This window comes from Streptomyces sp. NPDC001415, assembly GCF_053597395.1.
In genome coordinates this window covers 296,943-315,382 of sequence record NZ_JBSFIE010000008.1, presented here as the reverse complement: position 1 = coordinate 315,382, position 18,440 = coordinate 296,943, and the positions used below count along the sequence as shown (strand labels likewise).

At 70.6% G+C, this 18,440-nt stretch carries 18 protein-coding genes; 13 read left to right on the top strand and 5 right to left on the bottom strand.

All coding sequences use genetic code 11. The features are described from left to right. Window positions 1-210: 210 nt before the first annotated feature. The 4 genes from ACWC2B_RS14200 to ACWC2B_RS14185 are packed head-to-tail and all read left to right on the top strand — an operon-like array spanning window position 211 to window position 3,863. Window positions 211-1,113, top strand: coding sequence for an ABC transporter ATP-binding protein (locus ACWC2B_RS14200; protein WP_450716728.1), 903 nt, complete (start codon window positions 211-213; stop codon window positions 1,111-1,113). Continuing rightward, on the top strand, window positions 1,110-1,901 hold the full coding sequence (locus tag ACWC2B_RS14195) for an ABC transporter permease (RefSeq protein ID WP_450716727.1): 792 nt from the start codon (window positions 1,110-1,112) through the stop codon (window positions 1,899-1,901). The genes ACWC2B_RS14200 and ACWC2B_RS14195 overlap by 4 nt, the downstream gene beginning before the upstream one ends. 59 nt (window positions 1,902-1,960) lie before the next feature. Beyond that, the gene (locus tag ACWC2B_RS14190) at window positions 1,961-3,229 is read left to right on the top strand and encodes a sensor histidine kinase (protein WP_450716750.1); all 1,269 of its coding nucleotides are present in this window, start codon (window positions 1,961-1,963) and stop codon (window positions 3,227-3,229) included. Further along, the gene (locus ACWC2B_RS14185; RefSeq protein ID WP_450716726.1) at window positions 3,219-3,863 is read left to right on the top strand and encodes a response regulator; all 645 of its coding nucleotides are present in this window, start codon (window positions 3,219-3,221) and stop codon (window positions 3,861-3,863) included. Before ACWC2B_RS14190 ends, ACWC2B_RS14185 begins: the two co-directional genes overlap by 11 nt. Window positions 3,864-3,897: 34 nt before the next feature. Here the strand turns inward: ACWC2B_RS14185 and ACWC2B_RS14180 are convergent, their stop codons facing one another. Both ACWC2B_RS14180 and glgX read right to left on the bottom strand, forming a co-directional pair. Then, window positions 3,898-4,476 (bottom strand): methyltransferase family protein, encoded by a 579-nt coding sequence (locus tag ACWC2B_RS14180; RefSeq protein WP_450716725.1) that lies wholly within the window; start codon window positions 4,474-4,476, stop codon window positions 3,898-3,900. Window positions 4,477-4,631: 155 nt separating this feature from the next. Next, a complete protein-coding gene (glgX, locus tag ACWC2B_RS14175; RefSeq protein ID WP_450716724.1) occupies window positions 4,632-6,887 on the bottom strand; it encodes a glycogen debranching protein GlgX in 2,256 nt (751 codons plus the stop codon). Window positions 6,888-7,031: 144 nt separating this feature from the next. On the opposite strand from glgX, the gene ACWC2B_RS14170 reads away from it, so the two are divergent. The 6 genes from ACWC2B_RS14170 to ACWC2B_RS14145 all read left to right on the top strand — a co-directional run bounded on the left by ACWC2B_RS14170 (window position 7,032) and on the right by ACWC2B_RS14145 (window position 13,812). Further along, window positions 7,032-8,261, top strand: coding sequence for a L,D-transpeptidase (locus ACWC2B_RS14170; protein WP_450716723.1), 1,230 nt, complete (start codon window positions 7,032-7,034; stop codon window positions 8,259-8,261). A gap of 237 nt (window positions 8,262-8,498) precedes the next feature. Continuing rightward, entirely contained in the window at window positions 8,499-9,743 is a 1,245-nt protein-coding gene (locus tag ACWC2B_RS14165) for a L,D-transpeptidase (RefSeq protein WP_450716722.1), read from the top strand. A gap of 85 nt (window positions 9,744-9,828) precedes the next feature. After that, the gene (locus ACWC2B_RS14160; RefSeq protein WP_450716721.1) at window positions 9,829-10,596 is read left to right on the top strand and encodes an enoyl-CoA hydratase/isomerase family protein; all 768 of its coding nucleotides are present in this window, start codon (window positions 9,829-9,831) and stop codon (window positions 10,594-10,596) included. A gap of 286 nt (window positions 10,597-10,882) precedes the next feature. Next, a complete protein-coding gene (locus tag ACWC2B_RS14155; protein WP_450716720.1) occupies window positions 10,883-11,386 on the top strand; it encodes an ATP-binding protein in 504 nt (167 codons plus the stop codon). A 411-nt stretch (window positions 11,387-11,797) separates the two neighbouring features. Next, window positions 11,798-12,619: a polysaccharide deacetylase family protein gene (locus ACWC2B_RS14150; RefSeq protein WP_450716719.1), complete on the top strand. Its 822-nt coding sequence runs from the start codon at window positions 11,798-11,800 to the stop codon at window positions 12,617-12,619. Next, entirely contained in the window at window positions 12,619-13,812 is a 1,194-nt protein-coding gene (locus ACWC2B_RS14145) for a YncE family protein (protein WP_450716718.1), read from the top strand. The genes ACWC2B_RS14150 and ACWC2B_RS14145 overlap by 1 nt, the downstream gene beginning before the upstream one ends. Before the next feature lie 64 nt (window positions 13,813-13,876). On the opposite strand, the gene ACWC2B_RS14140 is transcribed toward ACWC2B_RS14145, so the two are convergent. From ACWC2B_RS14140 to ACWC2B_RS14130, 3 genes are all read right to left on the bottom strand, one after another. After that, on the bottom strand, window positions 13,877-15,067 hold the full coding sequence (locus ACWC2B_RS14140; protein WP_450716717.1) for a cytochrome P450: 1,191 nt from the start codon (window positions 15,065-15,067) through the stop codon (window positions 13,877-13,879). Further along, window positions 15,064-15,528 (bottom strand): tRNA-dependent cyclodipeptide synthase, encoded by a 465-nt coding sequence (locus tag ACWC2B_RS14135; protein WP_450716716.1) that lies wholly within the window; start codon window positions 15,526-15,528, stop codon window positions 15,064-15,066. Before ACWC2B_RS14135 ends, ACWC2B_RS14140 begins: the two co-directional genes overlap by 4 nt. Before the next feature lie 202 nt (window positions 15,529-15,730). Beyond that, complete coding sequence (locus tag ACWC2B_RS14130) at window positions 15,731-16,381, bottom strand: GNAT family N-acetyltransferase (RefSeq protein ID WP_450716715.1); 651 nt, start codon at window positions 16,379-16,381, stop codon at window positions 15,731-15,733. A gap of 80 nt (window positions 16,382-16,461) precedes the next feature. Between ACWC2B_RS14130 and ACWC2B_RS14125 the strand changes: the two genes are divergently transcribed. The 3 genes from ACWC2B_RS14125 to ACWC2B_RS14115 all read left to right on the top strand — a co-directional run bounded on the left by ACWC2B_RS14125 (window position 16,462) and on the right by ACWC2B_RS14115 (window position 18,436). Continuing rightward, a complete protein-coding gene (locus ACWC2B_RS14125; protein ID WP_450716714.1) occupies window positions 16,462-17,382 on the top strand; it encodes a helix-turn-helix domain-containing protein in 921 nt (306 codons plus the stop codon). A gap of 56 nt (window positions 17,383-17,438) precedes the next feature. Beyond that, window positions 17,439-17,651: an EF-hand domain-containing protein gene (locus ACWC2B_RS14120; protein ID WP_053726211.1), complete on the top strand. Its 213-nt coding sequence runs from the start codon at window positions 17,439-17,441 to the stop codon at window positions 17,649-17,651. Window positions 17,652-17,776: 125 nt separating this feature from the next. Then, window positions 17,777-18,436, top strand: a complete 660-nt coding sequence (locus tag ACWC2B_RS14115) for an NADPH-dependent F420 reductase (protein ID WP_450716713.1) — start codon at window positions 17,777-17,779, stop codon at window positions 18,434-18,436. Window positions 18,437-18,440: the final 4 nt, after the last annotated feature.

Genomic DNA, 18,440 nt, shown 5'->3' with positions numbered 1-18,440 from the left:
CCGAGCCTACGGACGGCCACTGACAGTGCCCACCGAGTTTCGGACGGGCCCCGCTGGTCCGCTGGTCCTAGGACCGGTCGGGCGGCTCGGAGGGCGCCGTTACGAGAGCGGGCGTGCCGGGGGTCGTACCGCCCATCAACCGATCGGTTGATGCGGGGTCGAGCGCGATGGGCGATGTGGCGGACCCTCGCCGAACGGGATTCTCAAGGCATGGCAATCATCGAAGTCACCGCAGTGCGCAAGGCATACGGCCGCAGGCCCGCTGTCGACGGCGTCAGCTTTGCCGTGGAGGAGGGCGAGATCTTCGGGATCCTCGGCCCCAACGGCGCCGGCAAGACCACCACCGTCGAGTGCATCGAGGGGCTCCGCGTGCCGGACGCCGGGACGATCCGGGTGGCCGGCCACGACCCCGTCGCCGACCACGACGAGGTGACCCGCATCCTGGGCGCCCAGCTCCAGGAGAGCGAGCTCCAGCCCAAGCTCACCGTGCGCGAGTCGCTTGAGCTGTACGCCGCGTTCTACCCGAACCCGGCCGACTGGCGCCCGCTCGCCGAACGCCTCGGGCTCGGCGAGAAGCTGGACACCCGCTTCGCCAAGCTGTCCGGCGGACAGAAGCAGCGCCTGTTCATCGCGCTCGCCCTCATCGGCAACCCGCGCGTCGTGGTGCTCGACGAACTCACCACCGGCCTCGACCCGCGCGCCCGCCGTGACACCTGGGCGCTGATCGAGGACGTACGCCGCAGCGGAGTCACCGTCCTCCTCGTCACCCACTTCATGGAGGAGGCCCAGCGCCTCTGCGACCGGATCGCCGTGATCGACAAGGGGCGGATCGCCGCCCTGGACACCCCTTCCGGGCTGATCCGGCGGGCGGCGGGCTCCACCGTCATCTCCTTCACGCCCTCGGCCCCGCTCGACGGCTTCGCCCTGGCCGAGCTGCCGCAGGCCGCCGCCGTGGACGAGAAGCAGGGCCGGGTGACCATCCACGGCACCGACGAGACCGTCAACGCGGTGATCACCCTGCTCGCCCGGCACCACATCACCGCCCACCAACTCCGCGTCTCCGAGGCGACTCTCGACGACGCTTTCCTGGACCTGACGGAGGCCTCGGCATGACCACCACCCTCACCCCGCCGCGCCCGGCCCGGGCCGCCCGCACCTCCCGCCCGGCCGCCGTCGCCGTACTGAAGACCGAGACCAAGCTCTTCCGCCGCGAGCCCGCCGGACTCTTCTGGATCATGGTGTTCCCGACCGTCCTGCTGGTCGTGCTCGGCTCGATCCCCGGTTTCCGCGACCCCGACAAGGCGCTCGGCGGCATCCGCTTCGTCGACGCCTACGTTCCGGTCGCCGTACTCCTCTCCATGATCATGGCCGGGTTGCAGGCCATGCCGCCGGTCATCACCGGATACCGCGAGCGCGGCATCCTGCGCCGCATGTCGGCCACGCCGGTCCGCCCGTCCGCCCTGCTCGGCGCCCAGATGGGGCTGCACGGTGTCGCCGCGGTGATCTCAGCCGTCCTCTCCATCACGGTCGGCCGGCTCGCCTTCCACGTGGCGCTGCCGCACCAGCTCTTCGGGTACGTCTTCGCCCTGCTGCTCGCGGTCCTGAGCGCGCTCGCGCTCGGCGCCCTGATCTCCGCCCTCTCGCGCACCTCGAAGGTCGCCAACGCCATCGGCTCCGCGGTGTTCTTCCCGATGATGTTCAGCGCCGGTGTCTGGCTGCCCGTCCAGGCCATGCCCGACACGCTCGGCCGCATCGTCGAGCTGCTGCCCTTCGGCGCGGCCGCCCAGGCTCTCAACGAGGCCGCGTCAGGCGGCTGGCCCGGCTGGGACCACCTCGGCATCCTCGCCCTGTGGACCGTGCTCCTGTCGGCGGCCGCGACCCGCTGGTTCCGGTGGGAATGATCGCGGTGTCCTGCTGGGCCGGACCCGGCGACGGCTTCGGCGTGGACGAGACTGGGGCCATGAGCAACGGGGCGAGCGACACGAAGCGGCATCCGGTGGAGGAACGCTGGGAGACGTTCCACCGCTGGGGCCCCTATGGACTCCTCTTCGTCGGCTCCCTCGCCGCCGCGGCCACCGCCGACCTCCTGATGAGCACCGCCGACCGGTGGGCCGCCGTCGCCCTGGTCGGCGGTGCCGTGCTGCTCCAGCTCTGCTGGGGTCATCTGCGCCGCACCCGGCCGGGACCGAGCGCCGCCGGAGCCGTCTACTACTTTGTGCGCTGGGGCTTCGCCTTCGCGCTGACCTGGCTCAACCCGTTCTACGCGTTCTTCGCCGTCTGTGGCTACTTCGGCGCCCAGGCGGTGCTGCCCCGCCGCCTGGTGAAGCCCGGGCTGTTCGCGACCGCCGTCGTCATGGCCGGCTCGCAGTCCGGCGGACTGCCGCCCAAGAACGCCATGGGATGGGTGCTGTTCGGCGCGGTGCTCGCCATCAACATCGTCCTGCTCACGGTGTTCAGCCACCTCGCCGCTCAGGAGGACGAGCGCTCCCGCGTGCAGATCGCGACCATCGCCGAACTGGAGACCACCAACGCCCGGCTCCAGCAGGCCCTCGACGAGAACGCCGCCCTGCACGCCCAACTCCTGCTCCAGGCAAGGGAAGCGGGCGTCGCCGACGAACGCCGCCGACTCGCCGCCGAGATCCACGACACCATCGCCCAGGGCCTGGCCGGCATCATCGCCCAGCTCCAGGTGGTCACCAGCAGCACCGACCCCGACCTCGTACGCGAACACCTCGCCAGCGCCCAGTCGCTAGCCCGGCACAGCCTCGGCGAAGCCCGCCGCTCGGTGCAGAACCTCAGCCCCCTCGACCTCGAACACGACGCCCTGCACAAGGCGTTGAAGAAGACCGTCGCCGACTGGGGCACCCGGCACGGCGTCCGCGCCGACTTCACCGTGACCGGCACCGCCGTACAGCTCCACGACGAGATCGAGGCCACCCTGCTCCGCATCGCCCAGGAGGCCCTCGCCAACGCGAGCCGCCACGCCCAGGCCTCCCGTGTCGGTGTCACCCTCTCCTTCATGGGCGACGAGGTCTCCCTCGACGTCCGCGACGACGGCCGGGGCTTCGACCCGCTGGGCCTGCCCGCCCGCTCCGGCGCCGGCGGCTTCGGCCTCGACGGCATGCGCGCCCGGGCCGAACGCATCGCCGGCAGTGTCACCGTGGAATCGGAGCCCGGTCATGGCACCGCCGTCTCCGCCCGCGTACCGTTGGTCCCCCATGACCACTGACTCCACCATCACCCTCCTGATCTGCGACGACCACCCCGTGGTGCGGGACGGTCTGCGCGGCATGTTCGCCTCGGCCGACGGCTTCGAGGTCCTCGGCGAAGCCTCCGACGGAGTCCAGGGCGTCGACCTCGCCGAGCGACTCGACCCGGACGTCGTCCTGATGGACCTGCGGATGCCCGGTGGCGGGGGAGTGGCCGCGATCGCCGAGCTCACCCGGCGCGGGCTGCGCTCCAAGGTCCTCGTCCTCACCACGTACGACACCGACTCGGACACCCTCCCCGCGATCGAGGCGGGCGCCACCGGCTACCTCCTCAAGGACGCGCCGCGTGAGGAGCTGTTCACCGCGGTCCGGGCCGCCGCCGCGGGCCGTACCGTGCTCTCCCCGGCGGTCGCCTCCCGCCTGGTCACGGCGGTCCGCACGCCCGCCGTCCCCGCCGGTGAACCGCTCTCCGCCCGCGAGCGCGAGGTCCTCGAACTGGTCTCCAAGGGCACCTCCAACCGGGAGATCGCCCGGGCCCTGTTCATCAGCGAGGCCACCGTGAAGACCCATCTGACGCACATCTACGGCAAGTTGGGCGTCAAGGACCGCGCTGCCGCGGTGGCGGTGGCGTACGACCGGAAGATCCTCGGCTAGCCGCCACTCACCTCGGCACCTCAGAGACCGGAACTCACCAGACGCCGGGTATCAGCCGGGGCGTGGTGGCCGCGTACTCCGTGTAGGCGGTGCCGAGCGTCTCCGAGAGGAGCTTCTCCTCCACGTGGATGCGGTAGCCGAGCGCCAGCGCGCCGCCCGCCGCGAAGACCAGGAGCGCCGCCGCGTTGTCGTAGGTCACCCCGAGGGCGAGACCGGCCAGCGCGATGCCGCTGTACGCGGGATGGCGCACCCAGCGGTAGGGACCCGACCGCACCACCTGATGGTCCTGCTGGACATGGACCGTGCCGCGGAAGAAGCGGCCCAGAGCGACGATGGCCCACAGCCGCAGGCCTATCCCGGCCCAGGCGGCGATCAGCACGGCCGAGCGGGCCGCCGTCGAGGTGGTCGAATAGTCCAGGGCAGGGGTCGCGCGGGCGACCGGGTGGGCCGCCCAGCCGGCCGCGCCCATCACCACGACGAAGAGCAGCAGGCTGCGCCACTCGGTGCGCTCGGTGGGCGCGCTGCCGAGCAACTGGCGTGCCTGCAGGAACACTTCGCAGGCCAGCCACGCGTACAGGGTGACCCGCAGCGCCAGATCGATGTCGCTGTTCATGCCGCACCACTCCCTCGTCGCCCGCCGATGGCTCCGGCACGTTCGACGATCGCAGCCGGGGCGGGTGGAGCGGATCGGCTCCCGGGTGGACCGCCGGGTGGAGCTTTCGGCGTCCCCGCCGGTCCCTGTCTCCACCCGGCCTCCACCCGCCCCCCCTACCCCGCCACCTTCATCACCAGGACCGACCGGGCCGGCAGCGTCACCGTCTCGCCGCCCCGGTGCACCCGCCCCGGCGCCTCGGCCTGTTCCTCCTCCGAGGTGTCCACGACCAGCTCGTACGCGGCGGCCCACGGCGGCCCCGGCAGCACACAGCTCGCCGGGCGGTCCGCCGAGTGCAGCAGGATCAGGAAGCTGTCGTCGGTCACCGGCGCGCCCCGCGCGTCGCGCCCCGGAATGTCGCGGCCGGACAGGTACAGGCCCAGCGTCGCGGCGGGCGCGTACCAGTCCTGCTCCGTCATCTCCTCGCCCCGCGCGGTGAACCAGGCCAGGTCCCGCAGCCCGTCCGCGCCCTGGGCCCGGCCGGAGAAGAAGGCGCGACGGCGCAGCACCGGATGCCGGTGCCTCAACTCGACGAGCCGGGTGGCCAGTTCGAGCAGCCCGCGCGGGCCCGGCTTCTCCAGGAGCGACCAGTCGACCCAGCTCACCTCGCCGTCCTGGCAGTACGCGTTGTTGTTGCCGCCCTGGGTGCGGCCCATCTCGTCGCCCGCGACCAGCATCGGCACGCCCGTCGACACCAGCAGGGTGGTGAGCAGGTTCCGCAGCTGGCGCCGCCGCAGCGCGTTGACCCGGGGGTCGTCGGTCTCGCCCTCCACTCCGCAGTTCCAGGACCGGTTGTCGTTGGTGCCGTCCCGGTTGCCCTCCCCGTTCGCCTCGTTGTGCTTGTGCTCGTACGACACCAGGTCCCGCAGCGTGAAACCGTCGTGCGCGGTCACGAAGTTGATCGACGCGTACGGCCGCCGGCCGCCCCAGGCGTAGAGGTCGCTGGAGCCAGAGAGGCGGTAGCCGAGGTCGCGCACGTCCGGCAGCGCGCCCCGCCAGAAGTCCCGTACGGCGTCGCGGTAGCGGTCGTTCCACTCGGTCCACAGCGGCGGGAAGGAGCCCACCTGGTAGCCGCCGTTGCCCACGTCCCACGGTTCGGCGATCAGCTTCACGCGGCGCAGCACCGGGTCCTGGGCGATCACCGCGAGAAAGGGCGACAGCATGTCGACGTCGTGCATCGACCGGGCAAGCGCCGCCGCCAGGTCGAACCGGAAGCCGTCCACCCCCATCTCGGTCACCCAGTAGCGCAGTGAATCCGTGATCAGGCGCAGGACATGGGGCTGGACCACATGGAGGGTGTTGCCGCAGCCCGTGTAGTCGGCGTAGCGGCGGGCGTCGGACTGGAGCCGGTAGTAGCCGCGGTTGTCGATGCCGCGCAGGGACAGCGTCGGCCCCAGTTCCCCGGCCTCGGCCGTGTGGTTGTAGACCACGTCGAGGATGACCTCGATGCCGGCCGCGTGCAGCGCCCGCACCATCCGCTTGAACTCGCCGACCTGCTGCCCGGCGGTCCCGGTCGCCGAGTAGGCGGCGTGCGGGGCGAAGTACCCGATCGAGTTATAACCCCAGTAGTTTCGAAGGCCGCGCCGCAGCAGATGGTCCTCGTGCGCGAACTGGTGCACCGGAAGCAGCTCGACCGCCGTCACGCCGAGCCGCACCAGATGGCCGATCGCCGCCGGGTGCGCGAGCCCCGCATAGGTGCCGCGCAGCGGTTCGGGGATCTCCGGATGGAGCCGGGTGAAACCGCGTACGTGCAGCTCGTAGATGACGGAGTCGGACCAGGGCGTCTTGGGGCGGCGGTCGTCCGCCCAGTCGTCGTCGTCGTGGACCACCACGCCCTTGGGGACGTGCGGCGCCGAGTCGCGGTCGTCGCGGACGGTGTCGGCGACCTGCTGCTGCGGCCAGTCGCGGACGTGCCCGTACACCTCGGGCGGCAGCACGAAGTCCCCGTCCACCGCCCGCGCGTACGGGTCGAGCAGCAGCTTCGCCGGGTTCCAGCGCGCCCCCGTCCACGGGTCCCAGCGCCCGTGCACCCTAAATCCGTACCGCTGCCCGGGGTGTACGCCCGGCACGAAGCCGTGCCAGATCTCGTGGGTCAGCTCGGTGAGCGCGAGCCGGGTCTCGGTGCCCGCCGCGTCGAAGAGGCACAGCTCGACCGACTCGGCGCCGCCCGCCCAGAGTGCGAAGTTGGTGCCCGCGACGCCGTCCGGGCCGACCCGGAAGCGGGCGCCGAGCGGGGTCGGCGCGCCCGGCCAGACAGGGGGGCGCAGGGCCCCCGGTTCGCCCCGGTGGCCGTTCACCTTCCGATGCCCCTCCGTGCCGGGCGCGCCCTGCGCGGCACCCCGCACTGCCTCCTGCTCGGCTGCGCTCGACACCTGACGGCCTCCCGCGGCTGCTCGGCGCAGGGCAGCACGCGGCGTCCCGGCCGCGGCTCCCCATACGTGTCCCTGCACCTGTTCTTCCCGCAACAGCCCTCGTACTCACGTTTCCCCCGGCAGGGGGCGGTCGTTGGGTCGGTCGTGAGAGACGTACTGAAGCGGGCAGGGGCGGGCACAGCCGCCGCCCTGGCATGGGCAGGACTGACGGCGGTCCTGGTGGCCGTGCTGACCGGGTGCTCGGGCAGCACCCTGGAGATCGGCGACATCGGGGGCAAGCCGTTGACGCCGCAGGAGGCCATTCTGGTGACTCCGTCCGACGCGGCCAAGGCGGTCAAGGCGGACCAGAAGGTGGAGGTTCGGGTGCCGGGCGGGCGCCTGGAGCGGGTCAAGATGATGAAGACGGAGGACGCGCAGCCCGAGGAGGTGCCGGGGAAGATCTCCGCGGACGGGCTGAAGTGGACGCCGAGCGGCGGCTCGCTGCAACTGGCCGCGCTGTACACGGTGGACACCGTGGCGCTCGATAGCCACGGCCACCGCCAGGCCCGCCACACGAGCTTCACCACGCTCGTCCCCGAGCACCGGTTCATCGGCTACTTCAAGCCGGAGAACCGCTCCACGGTGGGCGTCGGCATGATCGTGTCGTTCAACTTCAACCAGGCGATCAAGGACCGGGCGGCCGTCGAGCGCGCCATCCAGATCACCTCGCAGCCACCGGTGGAGGTGCGGGGCCACTGGTTCGGCCAGGACCGGATCGACTTCCGGCCCGAGAAGTACTGGGTCCCCGGCACCAAGGTGACCATCGACATGCACCTGCGGGACGTGCTCGCGGCCCCCGGCGTCTACGGCATCCAGGACAAGACGGTCGGCTTCACCGTCGGGCGCGCCCAGGAGTCCCTCGTGGACGCCGAGGCGCACACCATGGAGGTGCGGCGCGGCGGCGAGCTGGTGTCCACCCTGCCGATCTCCGCGGGGTCGCCGAAGAACACCACGTACAACGGGAAGATGGTCGTCACCGAGATGTACGACGTGACGCGCATGAACAGCCAGACCGTCGGGTTCGGTGGCGAGTACGACATTCCGGATGTTCCGCACGCCATCCGGCTGACCAACACCGGCACCTTCCTGCACGGCAACTACTGGGCCCCCTCCAAAACCTTCGGCAACTCCAACACCAGCCACGGATGCGTCGGTCTGCGCGATGTGAAGGGCGGCAGCTCGGACACCCCGGCGGGCTGGTTCTTCGACCGCACGCTCATCGGCGACATCGTCGAGGTCGTCAACTCCCATGACCGCCAGGTCGCTCCCGACAACGGGCTCAGTGGCTGGAATCTGGACTGGGCGAAGTGGAAGGCGGGCTCCGCGATCTCCTGAAAGCCCCTCACCCCTCGAACGCACGGCCCCTGACCGTTCCCGGTTAACCAACCGGGAACGGTTCCTGTGTTTCACCTGAGAGTTCCAGGACAACTTGGGACTGAACGGTGACATAGGAGGGGAGATCGACACCCGTCCGGTGTGATTATCTAGCGCCGTGCGTGCGCGATGACGCGCGCGGGGGTGAGTGAGTACGGGCGGTGGCGGGGCCACGCCGTGCGAGGGGAGAAAAAAGTCTTGAACGGGCAGCCTATTTCGGGGGCTTCGGCCGGGGCCGGACGACGCGGTCGCCAGGGCAGCGCACTGCTGGCCCTCCTCTTCGGGGCCATGCTGCTCCTTGTCACCGCTTGCGGCGGGGGCGACGGCTCCAGCTCCAAGGCCGAGGCCGGCGGCGGCAGCGCCGCCGAGGACACCAAGGCATCCGAAGCCGTGGTCACCATCCTGCCGGCGGACAACGCCAAGGACGTGGCCACCAACGGCGCGCTGAAGATATCCGCCGACAAGGGCAAGCTGTCCGCCGTCACGGTGGCCGACAGTAAGGGCAACGCTGTCGCCGGGAAGGTATCCGCGGACGGCCTCGGCTGGGCCCCGGACCAGCACCTCGCCTCCGCGACGCAGTACAAGGTCCACGCCGTCGCCAAGGACGCCAAGGGCCGTGAGTCCGCCAAGGACACCACCTTCACCACCCTCGTGCCGACCAACACCTTCATCGGCCAGTACGTGCCCGAGGACGGCTCCACCGTCGGCGTCGGCATGCCGGTCTCCGTCAACTTCAGCCGCGGCATCACCAACCCGGACGCGGTCAAGAAGGCGATCACCGTGACGGCCGAGCCGTCCGTCCCGGTCGAGGGCCACTGGTTCGGCAACGACCGCCTCGACTTCCGCCCCGAGAAGTACTGGGCGCCCGGTACCAAGGTCACCGTCAAGTTCAACCTCGACGGCGTCGAGGGCCGGCCCGGTGTCTACGGCAAGCAGACCCGCACCATCCACTTCACCATCGGCCGCTCCCAGGTCTCCACCGTGGACGCGAGCGCCCACACCATGAAGGTGGAGCGCGACGGCAAGCCCCTGAAGACCATCCCGATCAGCGCGGGCTCCCCGGCGAACACCACGTACAACGGGCAGATGGTCATCAGCGAGAAGTACGAGGTGACCCGGATGAACGGCGCCACCGTCGGCTTCGGCGGCGAGTACGACATCAAGGACGTGCCGCACGCGATGCGCCTGTCGAGCTCCGGCACGTTCATCCACGGCAACTACTGGGGCGACCCGTCGGTGTTCGGCTCGGCCAACACCAGCCACGGCTGCGTCGGTCTGGAGGACGCGCGCGGTGCGGGCGACCCGTCCACGCCCGCGGCCTGGTTCTACAACAACTCCCTGATCGGCGACGTGGTCGTCGTGAAGAACTCGAAGGACAAGGTCATCCAGCCCGAGAACGGTCTCAACGGCTGGAACCTCTCCTGGTCGGAGTGGACCAAGTAGCCCTGTGAGGCGACTCCCCGACGGGCCCGGTGCTGTTGCTCACAGCGCCGGGTCCGTTGTCGTTAGTGGCCGTTAACCTGCCTCCATGACTGTGAACCTCGAAGTCTCCGAAGGCGTCGGCACCATTCGCCTGGACCGCCCCCCGATGAACGCCCTCGACATCGCGACCCAGGACCGGCTGCGCGAGCTGGCCGAGGAGGCGGCCCGGCGCGAGGACGTGCGGGCGGTGGTCCTGTACGGCGGCGAGAAGCTGTTCGCGGCGGGCGCGGACATTAAGGAGATGCAGGCCATGGACCACGCGGCGATGGTCGTACGCGGCCGGGCGCTGCAGGACTCCTTCACCGCCGTCGCCAAGATCCCCAAGCCGGTCGTCGCGGCCGTCACCGGCTACGCGCTGGGTGGCGGCTGCGAGTTGGCGCTCTGCGCCGACTTCCGCATCGCGGGAGAGAACGCCAAGCTCGGCCAGCCCGAGATCCTGCTCGGCCTCATCCCGGGCGCGGGCGGCACCCAGCGCCTCGCGCGCCTGGTGGGCCCGTCCAGGGCCAAGGACCTCATCTTCACCGGCCGCCAGGTGAAGGCGGACGAGGCGCTCGCCATCGGCCTGGTCGACCAGGTGGTGCCGGCCGCCGAGGTGTACGAGCGGGCCGTCGCCTGGGCCGCGCGCCTCGCGCAGGGCCCGGCCATCGCGCTGCGCGCCGCCAAGGAGTCCATCGACGTGGGTCTGGAGACGGACATCGACACCGGCCTCGCCGTCGAACGCAACTGGTTCGCGGGCCTGTTCGCGACCGAGGACCGCGAGCGGGGCATGCGGAGCTTCGTCGAGGAGGGCCCGGGGAAGGCCAAGTTCCTCTGAGTGCACGGGAGTTGAGGGGCGGCGGTCAACCGCCGTTGTGCATGTGGGGGTGGTGTGTACACCCTGTGGGGGGATTAGCACAGCCTTAAGGGCACCTTAAGGAAAACCCGTTCGGAACGCTTGGTGATCAAGCGAACGCATCACGTCATCGCAGGTCAGGATGGGTGTGTCGGCCCCTCGGCTGCCCCCGTCATATGCCAAATCGAGCCTCCGGAATGTCAGGTTCCGGAGGCTCGATTCCTTCGGAACGGCCCCGGAGGCAGTCCCGGGCCGCCATGATGGAGCCATGGCGGGGCTGGAGGGTGTGGAACAACCGGCGCAGCGCGTGAGCGCGACCACGGCACGGTGGATGCCGTCCGCCGACGACGAACTGGCGCTGAAGGCGCTGGAGTTGTTCGGGAATCCGACGGAGGAAGAAGTACGGCTGCCCTCGCGTCCGGAGTCCGCCGCCACGGCCCGCCGGATCACGCAGTCCGTCGTGCTGCGCCAGTGGGCGCTCTCGCCGACGCTCGCCGAGCACGCGGTGCTGCTCGTCTCCGAGCTCGTCGGCAACGCGGTCCGGCACACCGGCGCCCGCGTCTTCGGTCTGCGCATGCTGCGCCGCCGGGGCTGGATCCGGGTCGAGGTCCGCGACCCCTCCCGGGGTCTGCCCTGTCTGATGCCGGTGCACGAGCTCGACATCAGCGGCCGGGGCCTCTTCCTCGTCGACAAGCTCTCCGACCGCTGGGGCGTGGATCTGCTGCCACGCGGCAAGACCACCTGGTTCGAGATGCGCGTCGCCGACCGCTGAGTCACCGACGCTGAGTCACCGAAGGCGCCGCCGCATCACAGAAGCCCCCTGGCTGCCGGATGCGGCGCCGCGGGGGCTTCTGTGGAGCGCCGTGGATCTGGGGGGGTGTGATCCACGACGGCTGAAGACGACCTGGCCCGGGTCAATGGGGGTCGTGGATCCGACTATGACAGATGGGCGGCCCATCATCAAAAGTCCCTAGTCGGGCATATCGCCACGAACCATCACAGTTTATCTGTGAATCGTAGGTGAGCTAGAGCACGTACCTTCTAAAGCATGAATAACTATCGAATGGGGTGAGTGAATCAGCGATTCGGGCGCCTCTGGTCGGCTTCGGTCAGGCGCGACCCGCAGAGGTCCTGAAATGGGTCAATCGTTACCAACCGTCCTTGGGCCCACTTAAATGTCCATGTGCCGAATCCATCACCCCGCGCGGTCGACCGCCGCAGCGCCCTGCGGGCGGGGGCGGGCGCGGCCATCGTGGGGGCGTTCACGGCGGGCTGTTCGGACGAGGGGACCGGCGAGCAGCCGGCCGACTCGCCGCAGCCCCAGCCGTCAGCCTCCGCGGCGGCCGCCGCCCCCGCCCGCCCCAAGGCCCCCCACCCCGCACCGGCCCCCCGCGCCTTCCCCGGGCAGCCGGTCCAGATCAGCAGCGGACCCCGGACTCGCCCGCAGGTCGCGCTCACCTTCCACGGCCAGGGCGACCCCAAGATCGCCACCGCCCTGCTCGGCGAGGCCGAGAAGGCCGGTGCCAAAGTCACCGTCCTCGCCGTCGGCAGCTGGCTCGACGAGCAGCCCGCGATGGCCCGCCGCATCCTCGACGGCGGCCACGAGCTGGGCAACCACACCCAGCACCACATCAACATCGGGGCCATGGGCGAGGCGGAGGCGTACGCCGAGATCACGGGCTGCGCGGACCGGCTGCGTCGGCTCACCGGCTCCATCGGGACCTGGTTCAGGCCCTCCCGCGCCCAGTACGCGACACCGCTCGTTCAGAGACTGGCCCGGAAGGCGGGGTACCCGCACGTCCTGTCGTACGACGTCGACTCACTGGACTTCACCTCGCCCGGCGCGTCGGCCGTGACCCGCAACGTCACCGGGAAGATCCGCAACGGATCCGTGGTGAGCCTGCACTTCGGCTATGCGGACACGGTCGCCGCGCTGCCCGCCCTACTCGCCGAACTGGAACGCCGCCGACTGCGCGCGGTCACGACCACGGAGCTGCTGATCTGATGCCGACCGCAACGAAGGCCGTAACGAAGAGGACCACCGTGCTGCTCTCGGCAGCCCTGCTCGCGGCGCTCGCCGGCTGCGGATCGGGCGCCGACCACAACGAGGAGGCACTCGGCACCAAGGGCGCCGTCCCGCCCGCGGTCGCCAAGAAAGCCGTGCCGCAGGGCCTGCCCGGGATGCCTCCCGTCCTGGACCCCAAGGACGCCTACGCCGCGGACCGGCCGAACGCCCTCCAGCCGGCCGTCAAGAACTTCCTGCCGCGCGTGTACGTGCCCAACACCAACTCCAACACGGTGTCCGTGATCGACCCGGCCACGTACAAGGTCATCGAGACCATTCCGGTCGGCCACCAGCCGCAGCACGTCGTGCCGTCCTGGGACATGAAGACGCTCTGGGTCAACAACGACCTCGGCGACTCGCTCACCGCCATCGACCCGGCGACCGGCAAGACCGGGCGCACCGTCCAGGTCTCGGACCCGTACAACCTCTACTTCACGCCGAACGGCAAGTACGCCGTCGTGATGGCTTCGAAGGACCGCGAGCTCGTCTTCCGCGACCCGGTCACCATGAACCGGGTGAAGACCGTCCCGGTGACCTGTGCGGGCGTCAACCACGCGGACTTCTCCATGGACGGGCGGTACTTCATCGTCTCCTGCGAGTTCTCCGGCGAGCTGCTCAAGGTCGACACGGAGAAAATGCAGGTCGTCGGCAAGCAGAAGCTCCCCTTCGACGGGGCGATGCCGCAGGACGTGAAGATGTCCCCGGACGGCAGGACCTTCTACATCGCCGACATGATGGCGCACGGCATGTGGGTCCTGGACGGCGACAAGTTCAGCACGCCGAACCTGCTGCCCACCGGCAAGGGCTGCCACGGCCTCTACATCAGCCGCGACTCCAAGGAGATGTACATCTCCAACCGCGGCGAGGGCACCATCTCCATCTTCGACTTCACCAAGAACAAGCTCACCAAGAAATGGGAGCTGCCGGACGGCGGCAGCCCCGACATGGGCGGCGTCTCCGCCGACGGCAAGGTGCTCTGGCTGTCCGGCCGCTACAACGCCGAGGTGTACGCGATCGACACCACCACCGGCAAGGAGCTGGCCCGCATCCCGGTCGGCTCGGGCCCGCACGGTCTCGCCGTCTACCCGCAGCCCGGCCGGTACTCGCTCGGCCACACCGGCATCTTCCGCTGAGCACCCTCGGGGGCGTACGACGGCGAGGTGCCCCGGGGTCCGCCGGCCCCGGGGCACCCCCGTGTCACCACAGCACCGGAAGCCGCTCCGGCAGGCGCTTGATGAAGCCCGTACGCCACACCAGCTGTTCGGCCGGGACCGCGAGGCGCAGGCCCGGCATCCGGTCCACCAGAACGGAGAGCGCCGTCTCGGCGTGCAGTCGGCCCAGGCCCGTGGCCGGGCAGAAGTGCCGCCCGGCGCCGAACGACAGGTGCGGGTTGTGCTCGCGGCCGAGGTCGAGGCGCTGGGGGTCCCTGAAGACCTCCGGGTCGAAGTTGGCGCCCTCGACCAGGACGAGCACCAACTCGCCCTTCTTGACGAGGACTTCACCCAGCTTCACGTCCTCCAGGGCGATCCGGGGCAGCCCGTCGCCGATCGACAGGTTCCAGCGGAGGAGTTCCTCCACGGCCCGGCCCATGCGCTCGGGGTGCTCGCGCAGATAGGTGATCAGCTCCGGGTGCTGGAGCAGGGCCAGGATCGCGAGGACCAGGAACGCGGAGGTGGAGACCGCGCCCGCGCCGAACATGGACACCGCGACCGCGGCCAGCATCTCGTCGGTGAGGTGCGCGGACTCCCGGTCCTCGCGCAGCGCCGCGAGCCGGCCGAGCAGGCTGCCGGGGTCCAGACCGGGCGCGTTGAGGCGCTCCACCATGTACCCGAGGTCCTTGTACCAGTTGAGCCCGGCACCCTCGAAGGTGTGCGCGCTGGTCATGAAGGCCGTGTCCAGGCCGGACATCAGGCGGCGCCAGTCGGCGAACGGCACCCCGATGACCTGGCAGTGCAGCGCCGCCGAGAAGGGGTCGGCGAACCCCGCCCGCAGGTCGGCCGGCGGGCCCTCGGCCAGCAGCGCGTCGACGAACTCGCCTGCCCGCGCCCGCAGTTGACCGGCGAGCCCGTCGGCGCGCGGGCTGAGGGACTTCATCACGGCGGTGCGAAGGCCCGCGCTGTTGATGTTGCCCATGTTGTTGACGACCTCGGGCGGGATCGTCAGCGCGTACTGCCGGGGCGCCCCGGCCTTCGCGGTGTCCTTGAGGCTGAACCGCGCGTCCTCCAGGACCTGTTTGGCCAGCGCGTGACTGCTCACCAGCCAGGCCTGGTCGCCGGTGAGCGTACGCACCCGGGCCACCGGCTGCTTCTCGCGCAGCCAGGCGCACTCCTCGGGCAGCACGTCGCCGCGGCGCGAGAGCGGGAAGTCGAGTACGGGCTCGGGGGTCATGCGGCGATTCCTTCCGGGCGCACCACGGCGTAGGCCTGATTGCGGGACGGGTCGGTCGCAAGGAAATGCCGCACCCGCCGGTGCGGCAGCTCGTACACCGGATTGCCGGCGAATTCCGAGAGCCCGTGCACGCCGACGGGTATGCCCGGCGGGCCGGCCTCCTCGACGCCGCGCAGGATTCTGCGGCGTACCGCCTTGAGTTCTTTCGAGGCGCGCCGTGCCGCGTGCTCCTCGTCGTGGCCGAGCGCGCTGAACAGCTCGGCCACATGGAGGTCGGCGTACACGATGTCGATGCGGGAGAACCGTGCCGAAGCCCAGCGGACGAGTTCGGTGATGCGGCCGGCCCTGAAATAGCTGTTTCCCGGACTCACACCGATGAGGACGTGATCGCCCTCGTCCCCTGTGTGGTGGCAACTTCGCGTGAAGGGCTGCACGGTGAATGCTTCAGTTGTGATGGTCACAGCTGTAACGCCCCAGCGCCGCTAGTCCCTGGGTGCCCTGTGCTCCCGGTGTGGCGGCGACAGCAAGAAGTTATCCGCCAAGTGCGGAGCGTGAGGAAGTGGCGGCGTGAAGTTGGCGCGAACTGCTCTTTGGCGGGCGGGAAACAGTCCTTTCCGTGTTTCGGACAGTCAGGGTCCCGGGCCCGTCGGTCCGGACCCGTTATCAGTGCGCGACCAGCAGTGCCTCCGAGCCGACCGGCCGGAACCCCGCCGCCTGGAAGGTGCGCACACTGCGTGCGTTGCCCGGCGACTGCTGCGCCCAGAGCACCGGTTCGGGCGCCAAATGCCGTGCTGACAGGGCGAGTTGGACGCCCAGCCCCCGACCGCGCGCCGACTCGTCGAGCTCGACGGCGACCTCCCAGCGGCCCGCCACGCCCCGCCCGAGTATCAGGACGCCGCCGTCCGCCGCCCAGACCCGCACGTCGTCCCGGAACTTCAGGGCCCGGGCCACCCTCGGGTGCTCAGGGTCCTCGATCTCGGTCAGCGCCAGCGGCGGCTCGCCCGGCAGGGCAGGCGCGCAGGTCAGCAGGTCGACGCAGTTCATCGAGCGGCCGGTGCGGGCCATCAGGGCGGCCAGGAACCCGGGGTTCATCGACGCGCCGAGGGGGTCGGCGTTCGTCGCGGCCAGCGTGGCCCGAAGCCAGTCCTCGTCCTCGTCCAGGAAGATCACCGAGTGGGCGGTGAACGCCAGTACGCCCGCGTCGCGCGGCCCCGGCTGCGCCACCACCGTCGTACCGCCGTCGGCCGGCGGGAACCGCCCCTGTGCCGCGGCCGCCAGAATGTCGCCGAGTCCGCCGCCCATCCGATCCACCATTTCCCCGTTCCTGTTCTTTTCGCTTCTTCTCGTCCCGAGGCCTTGAGTCTCCACCCACTGGAAACCGGACACTCGACAACATGATCGACGACGGCCCGGAAACCCTCACCATCGGGCAGCTCGCCCGCCGTACCGGACTGCCCGTGCGCACCATCCGGTACTGGTCCGACATCGGCGCCCTGCCGCCCGTCGGCCGCTCCCACGGCGGCTACCGGCTGTACGACGCCGAGTCCGTGGCCCGCCTTGAGCTGGTGCGCACCCTGCGTGAACTGGGGCTCTCCCTGGACGACGTACGCCGTGTGCTCGCCCGGGAGGTCACGGTCGCCGAGGTCGCCGCGGCCCATGTCGCGGCCCTCGACGCCCAGATCCGGGCGCTCAGGGTGAGCCGGGCCGTCCTGTCGACCGTAGCCCGACGGCAGTCCGACACCCAGGAGACGACCCTCATGAACAAGCTGGCCAGGCTCTCGGCGCGCGAGCGCAAGCAGATCATCGACGACTTCACCGACGCGGTGTTCGCCGGCCTCGACGACACCAACCCGCACTTCCACGCCCGGGTCCGCGGCGTGGCCGCCGAGCTGCCCGACGACCCCACCCCCCAACAGGTCGACGCCTGGATCGAGCTGGCCGAGCTGGTCGAGGACGAGGGCTTCCGGGCGCTGATGCGGCGCATCGCCGAGACCAACTCCGAAAGCTTCAGGGAGCGTTCGCGCGAACCGCAGGCCTACCTCGCCTTCGCGAAGAAGGTCGCCCTGCTCGTGGGCGAGGCCCAGGAGCGCGGCGTCGCACCCGAGAGTCCCGAGGCCGACGCGGTGCTGAGCGAACTCCTCGGCGAGGGCGCCGACCGGGCGGCCCTGCTCGACCGGGTCGGCGTCAGCCCCGACCTGCGCGTCGAGCGCTATTTCCAGCTGCTCGCCGTCATCAACGGGTACGAGCAGCCGCCGAGCGCGGCCGCCGCCTTCCAATGGCTGGCCGCCGCACTGCGCGCCCACGTCGGCAGCTAATCTGACCCGCGTCAGAAACGCATCAAGCAGTAGGCACCAACAAAGGGGTGGACCCAGTGGCGGACATCGAAGAGGCGCGCAAGGCGTTCGCGAAGCTCGACATCGACGGCGACGGACGCGTCACCGCGAGCGAGTACAAGGCGGTCATGGCGCAGCTGGGCGACTTCCACGTCACCGAGACGGTGGCCCAGGCCATCATCAAGGCCAAGGACGCCAACGGCGACGGCAAGCTCTCCTTCGAGGAGTTCTGGGCCTCGCTGAACAAGTGACGCCGATCGGCCCCGGTGGCGTGTTCCCGCTCGCGCGGTACGCCACCGGGGGCGGCCCGGAATAACTCCCCGGGCCCGCGAGTTCCCCGGAGCGTGCCAACGCACCATCTCCGGAAGGCCAGCTCATGAAGATCGGCATCATCGGCGCGGGCAACATCGGCGGCAACCTGACCCGCCGCCTCACCGCGCTCGGCCACGAGGTTTCGGTCGCCAACTCCCGCGGCCCGCACACTCTTTCCGCCCTCGCCGAGGAGACCGGCGCGACGCCGGTCACCGTCGCCGAGGCGGCCGACGGCGCACAGGTCGTCGTGGTCACCATCCCGCTCAAGCACGTCCCCGACCTGCCCAAGGGGTTCCTCGACGGCGCGGCCGACGGCTTCGCCGTCATCGACACCGGGAACTACTACCCCAAGGAGCGCGACGGCCGGATCGACGCGATCGAGGACGGCCTCACCGAGAGCCGCTGGACCGAGCAGCACATCGGCCACCCGGTGATCAAGGTCTTCAACGGCACCTACGCACAGGACCTGTTGGAGCGGCCGCGCCCGCAGGGCGACCCCGAGCGGATCGCCGTGCCGGTGGCCGGCGACGACGAGGCCGCCAAGCGCCTGGTGCGCGAACTCGTCGACGAGCTGGGCTTCGACACCGTGGACGCGGGCGGCATCGACGACTCCTGGCGCCAGCAGCCCGCGACCCCCGTCTACGGACTGCGGGGCGGCGTCGCGGAAGTCGCCGAGGCGCTGGCGGCGGCGCCCAGGGAGAGGCCGGCCGCCCACAGCTTCTAGGTGC